This window comes from Rhodococcus sp. P4_B6 (assembly GCF_056402215.1).
The window spans coordinates 1-9,893 of the sequence record NZ_JBFUHV010000244.1 but is presented as its reverse complement, the minus strand read 5'-3'; the positions used below and the strand labels follow the sequence as shown (position 1 = coordinate 9,893).

Annotated in this window: 9 protein-coding genes and 1 pseudogene; 5 read left to right on the top strand and 5 right to left on the bottom strand. The window is 63.9% G+C overall.

The genetic code is table 11. The features are described from left to right. Positions 1-234, bottom strand: a 234-nt coding sequence (locus AC1DWT_RS46640; RefSeq protein WP_477925855.1) for a CoA transferase, incomplete at its 3' end; no start/stop codon positions are given. Positions 235-337: 103 nt separating this feature from the next. Between AC1DWT_RS46640 and AC1DWT_RS46635 the strand changes: the two genes are divergently transcribed. The 3 genes and pseudogenes from AC1DWT_RS46635 (at position 338) to AC1DWT_RS46625 (ending at position 3,397) form a co-directional block, all read left to right on the top strand. Beyond that, positions 338-1,627, top strand: a complete 1,290-nt coding sequence (locus tag AC1DWT_RS46635; RefSeq protein WP_477925860.1) for a glutamate-cysteine ligase family protein — start codon at positions 338-340, stop codon at positions 1,625-1,627. A 3-nt stretch (positions 1,628-1,630) separates the two neighbouring features. Continuing rightward, a pseudogene (locus AC1DWT_RS46630) lies at positions 1,631-2,439 on the top strand (DUF885 family protein); the annotation flags it as partial. Positions 2,440-2,509: 70 nt separating this feature from the next. After that, positions 2,510-3,397, top strand: a complete 888-nt coding sequence (locus AC1DWT_RS46625; RefSeq protein WP_477925862.1) for a DUF885 domain-containing protein — start codon at positions 2,510-2,512, stop codon at positions 3,395-3,397. Here AC1DWT_RS46625 and AC1DWT_RS46620 read toward each other — a convergent pair. The 4 genes from AC1DWT_RS46620 to AC1DWT_RS46605 all read right to left on the bottom strand — a co-directional run bounded on the left by AC1DWT_RS46620 (position 3,358) and on the right by AC1DWT_RS46605 (position 7,462). Beyond that, a complete protein-coding gene (locus AC1DWT_RS46620; protein ID WP_477925859.1) occupies positions 3,358-3,906 on the bottom strand; it encodes a MarR family winged helix-turn-helix transcriptional regulator in 549 nt (182 codons plus the stop codon). The genes AC1DWT_RS46625 and AC1DWT_RS46620 overlap by 40 nt on opposite strands. A gap of 255 nt (positions 3,907-4,161) precedes the next feature. Further along, positions 4,162-5,133, bottom strand: coding sequence for an alpha/beta fold hydrolase (locus tag AC1DWT_RS46615; RefSeq protein WP_477925858.1), 972 nt, complete (start codon positions 5,131-5,133; stop codon positions 4,162-4,164). Between the two features lie 335 nt (positions 5,134-5,468). Continuing rightward, a complete protein-coding gene (locus AC1DWT_RS46610; protein ID WP_477925857.1) occupies positions 5,469-6,236 on the bottom strand; it encodes an SDR family NAD(P)-dependent oxidoreductase in 768 nt (255 codons plus the stop codon). Positions 6,237-6,268: 32 nt separating this feature from the next. Beyond that, positions 6,269-7,462 (bottom strand): acetyl-CoA C-acetyltransferase, encoded by a 1,194-nt coding sequence (locus AC1DWT_RS46605; protein ID WP_477925861.1) that lies wholly within the window; start codon positions 7,460-7,462, stop codon positions 6,269-6,271. A gap of 640 nt (positions 7,463-8,102) precedes the next feature. Between AC1DWT_RS46605 and AC1DWT_RS46600 the strand changes: the two genes are divergently transcribed. Then, a complete protein-coding gene (locus AC1DWT_RS46600; RefSeq protein ID WP_477925856.1) occupies positions 8,103-8,684 on the top strand; it encodes a MarR family winged helix-turn-helix transcriptional regulator in 582 nt (193 codons plus the stop codon). Positions 8,685-9,659: 975 nt separating this feature from the next. Further along, positions 9,660-9,893: CoA transferase (locus AC1DWT_RS46595; RefSeq protein WP_477925855.1), on the top strand; the 234-nt coding region annotated here is incomplete at its 3' end.

Sequence of the window (9,893 nt, the reverse complement as noted above, 5' to 3'; positions counted from 1 at the left end):
GCCTTCCGGCGTCTTCAGGTCGAGGGTCAGGGACCGCTTCGACCTGTTGACGTTGACGAACATCGCCGACATGTCGCCGGAACGATTGGGCAGGGAGCGGACGTGATCGCCCTTGCCGGGCACCTCCACCTTGACGACGTCCGCGCCCTGGTCGCCGAGGATGTCCGTGGCCCAGGGGCCCGACATCATCGAACACAGGTCGACGATCTTGATTCCGGTCATGGGGCCACTCATGAAGGGCACCTTTCACCTGGTAGAAGCCAGTTTTGCGAAGTGTCGAGCGACACAAACTGGGGCTTGTTGTGATGTGCTTCACTCCATAGTATGGAGATATCTCTTGCTCGTCAATTGTTTCGACGTGAAATGTTTTCCCGCTATAGTATCGACGACGAAAGGACCTGGTGACATGACCAGTTCTCGCCCCACACTGACGATCCAGAGGGCATACGCGGTCGCCCGCGAAGCATTCGAACCCGGTGGCGCCGACCTCGTCGGCGTCGAAATTGAATGGCCAGTGCACAAGCGAGGCAGCCTCTCACGCCCCGAACCCGCCGACTTCCTGCCCATCATGAACCGTCCCCTGCCGAACGGCAGCCGCATCACGATCGAGCCGGGCGGGCAGATCGAACTGTCCGGTCCGCCGCTCGAATCGGGGCCCGCCACACTACGCGCAATCAACGAAGACGCCGTGATTCTTCACCATCGGCTACGAGCGCATGGGTTGATTCCGACCGACCTCGCCGTGGACGACCGCCGTCCCCCGCACCGGATCCTCGACCTCCCCCGGTATCGGGCGATGGAGAGCTTCTACGCGCACCGCGGCCGGGAAGGGACATGGATGATGACGAACACCGCATCGGTGCAGATCAACATCAGCCACCATCCCGACGGCCGGAACCTGCGCTGGGTACTGGCGAACAAGATGGGCCCGGTCCTCGTCGCGGCCTTCGCGAATTCTCCCGGGATCGGCCCCGACGGGCAACGCTGGCAATCGGTACGGCAAGCGATCTGGAATGGGATCGACCCCGGGCGAACGGCACCGGTACCGGTGAGTGATCAACCCGGAACCGATTGGGCGCAATATGCTCTCGCGGCAGATGTGTTCTTCATCCGCGGCGGCGATCTGGGCACCAGCGTTCCACCCGGGTTGACCTTCGCCGACTGGATGACAACAGGGCACCCGGCAGGCTGGCCGACCGAGGACGATCTGCGCTACCACCTGACGACACTGTTTCCGCCGATCCGGCCTCGCGGCTGGCTAGAGTTCCGGATGATCGATGCGTTGGAGCCGGATTGCCGCTCCGCCGCGGTCCTCGTCGCCTCGACCGCAATGGAAGAACGAGTTGCCGCGGAACTGATCGACCTGCTCCCGGATACGCAGGACCTCTGGGTGACGGCCGCGCGTGACGGACTCAACGACCCGGTACTCCGGGACGCCGCACAGCTCCTGCTCGGCGTGGTCGAGCTGCACCTACGCCGGCACCCGACCCATTCGTCCGCCGCGGGAACGGTTGCGACCTACATCGACCGCTACACCCAGCACGGACTGGCCCCCGCACACGTGCACGGGGACATCGAAACCGACGCGTTCGCACGGCTCGACGCTGCGGTCGTGGCGGCACCGTGACCGATGCCTGCTGAATCGCCCGACCAGTGCAGATCGGACACCAATGAGACCCCGCAAGAGCCCACCCCCGTCCGGACTCCCACACTCGTCGACCGGATCGCAGAGAACTACCTGATCGCGTGCTGCGAACTGGACCCGGTGGAGGCGACCCGCATCGGGGTACACGGCTTCGACGACCAGGCGACCGACTATTCACCGGACGGTATCGCCGACCGGGTGCGCGCCGCACGCGCGGCGCGGCGACGTGTGCAGCAGATGCCACCGCAGGACACCATTGATGCGGCCACCATCGCTGCCATGCTCGAGCGGATCGACTCATTCCTCGCGCTGTCCGATGCGAATCTACTCGTCGGCGAACTCAACGTGATCAGCTCGCCCCTGCAGAGCGTTCGTCGTGTCTTCGACCGTCAGCCCACAGCCACCGACGACGACTGGAGGACTCTGGTGGCGGGCTGACACAGGTTCCCAGGTCGATCGAAAGCTACACCGAAGCCCTCCGCGCCCGACAACGAACTGCGCATCGTATCCCGATCCGGCAGGTGGAATGTGGGATCGAACATGCCCGCTTGTCACCCGTCGCTTTCGACGGCCTGATCCACAGGGGCCCGGACGGTGATTCACCCCTTGGGCGCGACCTCGTCAAGGCCGCCCGCTCGGCATCCCGGTCCTATCTCGCACTCGCGGAGGTCCTCGAATCCGAAATCGCCCCCCACACGGGAACAAAAGACAGTGTCGGCAAGGACGTCTACCGACTGAGGTCGCGAAGTTTCATCGGGACCAGCATCGACCTGGAAGAGACGTACGAGTGGGGGAGGGCGACCCTGGCGTCCATCGTGTCCGCCCAGCAACGGACCGCCGACGCTCTCGCCCCGGGGGGCCGGCATATCGCGGATACTCGAGCTTCTCGATGCAAACCCGCGGTACACGCTGCATGGCACCGACGCATTACAACGGTGGATGCAGGACCTCTCCGACCGAACCCTGGCGAACCTGCAGGATACGCATTTCACGATCCCGCGTGAGATCGACCGACTCGAGTGCCGGATCGCCCCGACCCGCACCGGTGGTATCTACTACACCGGCCCCGACGAAGAACTGACTCGCCCCGGACGCATGTGGTGGTCGGTACCTGCCGGAATCGACCGCTTTCACACCTGGCACGAAAAGTCCCGCGTGTTCCATGAAGGCGTCCCAGGCCATCACCTGCAGGTCGGCACCGCCATGGCGCGAGGCCATGAGCTCAATCGATGGCGCCGCCTGGCGAACTTCACCTCCGGGCACGGGGAGGGGTGGGCTCTGTATGCCGAGACGCTGGCGGTCGACCTCGGTCTGCTGGACGACCCGGCTGACCGTATGGGAATGCTCCAGTCACAACGCCTGCGCGCCGCGCGGGTGGTGATCGATATCGGTCTTCACTGCGAACTGCCTGCCCCGAGTTGTCTGGGCGGAGGCATCTGGGATCCTGGCAAGGCGTGGCAGTTTCTGGCCGAGCATTGCGTGCTGGACGAGATCAGTCGGCGGCACGAACACGACCGGTACCTGGGATGGGCCGGCCAAGCTCCGTCATACGCCGTGGGTCAGCGACTATGGCAGCAACTGCGCGACGACTATCTCCGGCGCAACCCCGAATCGGATCTGCGGCAATTTCACGACCGAGCTCTGGCCGTCGGCAGCGTCGGGATGGACGTGCAGCGCCGAACCGCGCTCGGCTTAGGCCCCGAGGATCCGGCTCAGTCGGTCTCCAGCCCCACCGCAGGATCCTCGAACTGAGCCAGAAGGATCTTGAGGAGCCGCCGAAGCTCCGCTTGGTCGTCGCCGGCCAGGGTCTCCAAGAGCCGAGACTCGTGATCCATGATGTCGGAGACGACGTCATCGACGAGCTTGACACCCTTCCTCGTCAATTGCACATCCACCCGACGGCGGTCCTTCGGGTGGAAGCTCCGCTTGACCAGTCCGCTGCGCTCGAGCTTGTCCAGCCGGTTCGAGATCCCCCCGGGTGTAATCAGCGCCGCCTCGGAAAGGCGCCCGGCCGTCATCCGATACGGCTTTCCGGCACGCCGCAGCATTGCGAGGACATCGAGTGTGACCCTGTCGGTGCCGAGTTCGGTCAAACGCTCGACACGTTCGCGCTCCAAATGCCGTGCAATGCGCCAGATCCTGGTCACGATTCCCACGGAACTGACGTCGATGTCCGGGCGTTCACGCGCCCATGCCTGCTCAACCCGATCGACACCGTCGTCGATCGAGTCCGAACCCGCCGTCGAAATCTCAGCAGTCATGTGATCCTCGAAGCCGCATGGATGCAGTCTACGACGAGAAAGAAGTTCACGGCTAAAAAATACACCAGAGCAAGATTTGCGTGCTCGAAGCTACCCCGAACCGCCCACGCCCCTCGTCGACCAGCTCGCCGGTCGTGGCGCCGGCGAACCCCATCCCACGGCGGCGCGGTGCGACGGGATTGGCACGTCGATTCGTCGAAAGCCGCCCAGGTCCTCAGGTCCACCGGCGGCTCCCCGTATGTGTCCGTCCACACCCTAGGCCCCGACGGAAGCGGGCTCGACAGCGGCGGGCGCGTACGGCTCCCGCGCGGCCCGAACGCGCGTGAGCAGTCTGACGATAGCCTCGGACACGACGGCTGCTCGCTCGCGGATCACCATGTGTCCGGCGTCTGGGACAGCCACCAGTTCCGAGAGCGGTAGCTGGTCCGCAATGTTGCGCGAATGCGCATACGGCGTCATCAGGTCCCCTGACCCACACAGCACCATCGCCGGGATCCGTGCGAGTGCCTTCACTCCTGCCGTTTCGTCCAGATGCGTGAAGGCAGGAAGGAACCCGAGGATGGTCGCGGATGTCGTGTCGTTGATCAAGGTGTTGGCGCAGGTAACCAGGCGCGGGTGGATCGGGGCCCAACCGTAGGCTGCGTGCCGAACTACGCGTTCGCACGTCTTCCCGGCGACGACACGTCCGGCACCGAGAATCCACGGAGCGTGCCGGGCAACGGTCGTGGCCGCCAGTGCCAGCGGATTGCTCAGGCTGCGAGCGATACCGGACCCGGTGAGCTCGCTTGCGGCGGTCGCGATGAGGCCGGCGGCGGCCACGGGGAACCCGATCTTTTCCGGGTGCTGACGGGCCCAGCTGAGGATGCTCATCCCGCCCATGGAGTGCCCTACCAATGCAATCGGTGCATTGCCCCCCACCGCACGTATGACGGAGTCGAGATCCTGGCCGAGTTGCTCGATCGTCATGGTGTCGGGCGCTGCGGACCCGGACTCGCCATGGCCGCGCTGGTCGTAGAAGACCAGCCGGATCTGTGACCCGAAGGTGCTCTGAAGGAAGACGCGTTGCAGCTCCCACGATTGCATGTTCAGGCAGTGACCGTGCGCGAAGATGACGGTCAAGGGCGCCGTTTCGGGGCCGTACTCGCGGGTCACGAGCGGAACTCCGTCGTCTGCCGCGATGGTTGATCGTCTTTCCCACCGCATTGCGGGTTCGAATGACGTGCTCACCGGATTGTCCGATCCTCCGGGCGGCCAGCTCCATGGCCTGCCGCTACCTGACCTGATGTAATCAGTATCGTCCTCAATATTTCACGAGTCAATAGTTATTTCAGTTTAGTGTTTGTCTGAGAAATAGTTCGTGAAGTGGAGGAGTGCGCGTAGGAAGGGAGGCTGTTTCGCGCGCCGGGAGCGTGACTCTGTTCGACGCAGGCCGACGGGCCCCTGGTCCAGAGACCAGGGGCTCGTCGGCGATGGCCGTGCGAATGGGCAACTCCGGAGCCCTGCGATCGCGTCACCGTCGCAGGGCAGGGAGGGTGCCCGAGCCCTTCTCGCGAGCCAGCCGCCTACCGCGGTGCCATACGCAGAGCGCCGTCCATACGGAAGGTCTCACCGTTGAGGTAGTCGTGTTCGACGATCATCTGGGCGAGTTGGGCGTATTCGGCGGGCTGGCCGAGGCGGGAGGGGAACGGGACGCCGGCTTCGAGGCCCTTGCGGTATTCGTCGGTGACGCCGGCGAGCATGGGGGTGTCGATGATGCCGGGGGCGATGGTGTTGACGCGGATGCCGAACTGGGCGAGGTCGCGGGCGGCGGGGACGGTCATGCCGTGCACCCCGCCCTTGGATGCGGAGTAGGCGATCTGGCCGATCTGGCCCTCGAATGCGGCGACGGAGGCGGTGTTGATGATGACGCCGCGTTGGCCGGACTCGTCGACGGTGTCGGTCTTGGCGATGGCGTCGGCGGCGAGGCGCACGACGTTGAACGTGCCGAGCAGGTTGACGGTGATGACGGTGCGGAACAGTTCGAGGTCGTGGGGGCCCTTCTTCGACAGGATGCGGCTGGCCCAGCCGACTCCGGCGCAGTTGACGACGGTGCGCAGCGGCAGGCCCGATTCGACGATCTTCTCGATGGCGGCCTGGACCTCGTCGCCGCTGGTGACGTCGGTGGCGAGGAGGGTGACGCCGTCGGGGATGTTGTCGCCGGCGCGTTCGATGGACTGCTGCAGGTCGAGTCCGAACACGGTGGCTCCGGCGTCGGCGAGGCGCTTGGCGGTGGCGGCGCCGAGGCCGGAGGCGGCTCCGGTGACCAGTGCGGCGGTCTCCTGAATATTCATGTTCGAACCTTTCGCTGAGGGGACGTATGTCTCTACTTCTTCGGGACGCGGATAATCAGGGCGTCGCCCTGCCCGCCTCCACCACACAGGGCAGCAGCCCCGACACCACCGCCGCGGCGCTGCAACTCCAAAGCCAGATGCAGGGTGATCCGCGCCCCGGACATGCCGAGGGGATGGCCCAGCGCAATTGCTCCGCCATTGACGTTGACCCTCGCCGGATCCAACCCGAGCTCGCGCGTCGAGGCGATTCCCACCGCCGCGAAGGCCTCGTTGATCTCCACCAGGTCCAAATCTTTCGGAGAGATGCCCTCCCTCGCGCACGCCTTGGTGATCGCCCGTGCGGGCTGTGACTGCAAGGTCGAGTCGGGACCTGCAACGACGCCGTGTGCCCCGATTTCGGCGATCCATGCCAACCCGAGCTCCTGCGCCTTGGCCTTACTCATCACCACGACCGCGGCCGCGCCATCGGAAATCTGTGACGCGGACCCGGCGGTGATTGTTCCGTCCACACTGAACGCCGGTCTCAGCTTCGCCAGCGACTCCACGGTGGTATCCGCGCGAATCCCCTCGTCCTGCGCGAGTTCCACCGCCCCTCCACGCCGCTGCGGAACCGTTACCGTCACCACTTCGTCGTCGAACCGCCCGTCTTTCCACGCCCGCGCCGCATTCTGATGCGACGCCGCCGCGAACGCGTCCTGCTCGGAGCGCGAGATTCGATGATCGGCCTCCCCGTTCTTCATCTCGGCCAGATTCCCCATCGGCTGATCTGTGAAGATGTCGTGCAGCCCGTCGAATGCCATGGAATCGCGGATCGTCGCATCGCCGTACTTGAAGCCCGCTCGCGTGTTTTCCAGCAGATGCGGAACCTGTGACATGGACTCCTGGCCACCCGCGACGATCACCTCGAACTCCCCGGCACGGATTAACTGATCGGCCAACGCGATCGCGTCGATGCCCGACAGACAGACCTTGTTGACTGTCAGCGCCGGCACGTCCATCGGGATTTCGGCCGCGACCGCCGCCTGCCTGGCCGGAATCTGGCCGGCGCCTGCTGGGAGCACTTGACCCATGATCACGTACTCGACCAGCGCGGCGGGCACTCCAGATTTGTCCAGGGCTCCCCGAATCGCGACGCCACCGAGGTCGGAACCCGACAGATCCCGCAAAGCCCCCATAAACCGACCCATAGGGGTCCGGGCACCGGCAACGATCACCGAAGTAGTCATCAGCTGTCCTAACTTGCCCACCGCGGCCACTCCAAAGGGGTGCCGGCGAACGCTAGACGGAATTCAATCGTGTGTGGCGAAGGCGCCCCTCAACAGACGGCGCGCAACGACGGGTAGATCGTGAACTAGACATGCCACGGAAGCAAGTCCTTCACACCGCGAACCGCCGAGTTCGTTCCTGTGGCACGCCCACGTAAAGCGCAGTGCCACAGAGTAGTTCTTCACCGGAATCAGGCGCGGATCGGACTGCAGTGGCTCGTGGAGCGTAGATCGTCACCGAGAATCGACCATACAATAGTCGAACACGGCGAACGCAGAACGCGCATATCCGCGGCAGGATGCCCGACATTCGGTCACTTGAGGCGTCATGTCGAGCGGCCCCACATTGAGGTGAAGGTACGCTGCGTGTGCGGCGATTCGATACCGACACTGCAGCCTGCCTGTCGCTGGAGGCCGCCGGCGATGCTCGACGCACACCGGTGGCTCGAATCGGGCGTCTCTGCGGTCATGTTGATCAGATTCGCGAGCTTGCTGATCAACGCCCAATACTGCCGAAATGTGTTGACATCTGGTCGGACCGCGACTGCAATGTTGCCAGTCCCAGGTGCACGTGTAAACTTTCAAGCAAAACTACTTAGCAGTGAATAGTCCCGAGCTGATCAATTCAAGTGACATGGGGTGTGGGATGGGCGTCGAAGCACCATCGATTCGGGACGTTGCTGGAGATGACGGCGTCGATCGCATCGAGCAGGCGTGGGTACGTGAACGGCCAGATATCAACGTCAGTTCAGTGGGTATTGTTTCGAGGATCTGGCGCATTGCGCGATACCTGGAGCGCGAACGCAGTCAACGCCTGGTGGAGCTCGGAACCGATCCTGCGACACTCGACCTCTTGGCAATGCTGCGGCGCTCCGGCAAGCCGTATCGGATGACGGCCGGGCAACTCACCGAGGCCGCGCTGATAACCCCGGCTGGTATCTCGAACCGCCTGGACAAACTCGAGCGTAGTGGTCTGCTCAAACGGAGCTTTCACCCACAAGACCGTCGTCGAGTCGACGTGCAATTGACCAAAAAGGGAGTCCAACTCATCGACGAGGTCGCCTCCGACATCCTGGGTCGTGAGTCGCAACTCCTCGCGTTTGTGAGCGAAGACGATGACACCGAGCTTCGCAGGCTTCTCAAACTCCTCCTTGCCCACTTCGAGGACCCGGGCCGTGGCTAGCTGAGACCGATAAGGCCGACGCCGGCCCGTTCGCCAGTTGGTGATTGCCGATGAATCCGGGTAAGGCTCTCGAGTATGAGTGGATTGCGAGCCGTCGAAGTTGATGGTGCGCATCGAGTGGCGGTGCGCGGAACCACTGTTCGTGTCTTATGGACGAGTGACGCGCGACCGTCGTTGCGCGTCGCTGGCGTACTCACGGCAGCTGTCTGAACTCCGTTCCGGTGGACGTACCTATCCTTGAGCTGGGCGTATTCACCCATGGTCACCAGGTGTGGCTCGCCCGCAGCGGCGGTTCGTCGTCCCTGGGACTGATGTCATCCAGGCCTCTTCGCGCGAATCGGGTCGCCGGTGGTCAGGTCGCCCCATCGAATTGCCTGCGTGCGGCGACGACAACAGCACTTGCCGTGACGTCGACGGGAGTGCGGCACCGGGCGTGACCGTCCGGCAGTGTCAGCGATCTATGAAGTGCTGCTGCCAAGGGTAATGCTCTCAGTGCTGTTGGTCACGCCGCTGCACTCTGGCGGCTTCAGTGCAGAGCTGAACCCTTGCCCGCACGACAGAGCCCACCTGGACATCTCAAGTTTGTGGACACGGGTTGGAGCTTCCTGGTGGCATGTACCTTGCGGCCTCGAGTGTGCGCTGTGCTGAGGCCTCCGCGGATCCCGTTTGCCTACCCGGTGCATGACTTCGGCCGTGACGGCCCCGCGATCTCCCTGTCATCGTCGGACGGCCTGACTGCCAACTCGGGTGGATGATCCCCTCCGGCACCGTTCAGCAGGGGATCGATGAAGAAACGGGTGCACCTAAATAGATGCACATGCATCTATTTAGTAGTGAAAACACGCTCGAGATAACAATTGACTCATGAAGGAAAGCCCAATACTATTCGGTGAGGCAGGCCACACTGAGCAACATGATTTGGATGTTGGCCTTGCGAACCCCCGGATTACTTCACCCGACTGAAAGGTGCCCTTCATGAGTGGCCCCATGACCGGAATCAAGATCGTCGACCTGTGTTCGATGATGTCGGGCCCCTGGGCCACGGACATCCTCGGCGACCAGGGCGCGGACGTCGTCAAGGTGGAGGTGCCCGGCAAGGGCGATCACGTCCGCTCCCTGCCCAATCGTTCCGGCGACATGTCGGCGATGTTCGTCAACGTCAACAGGTCGAAGCGGTCCCTGACCCTCGACCTGAAGACGCCGGAAGGC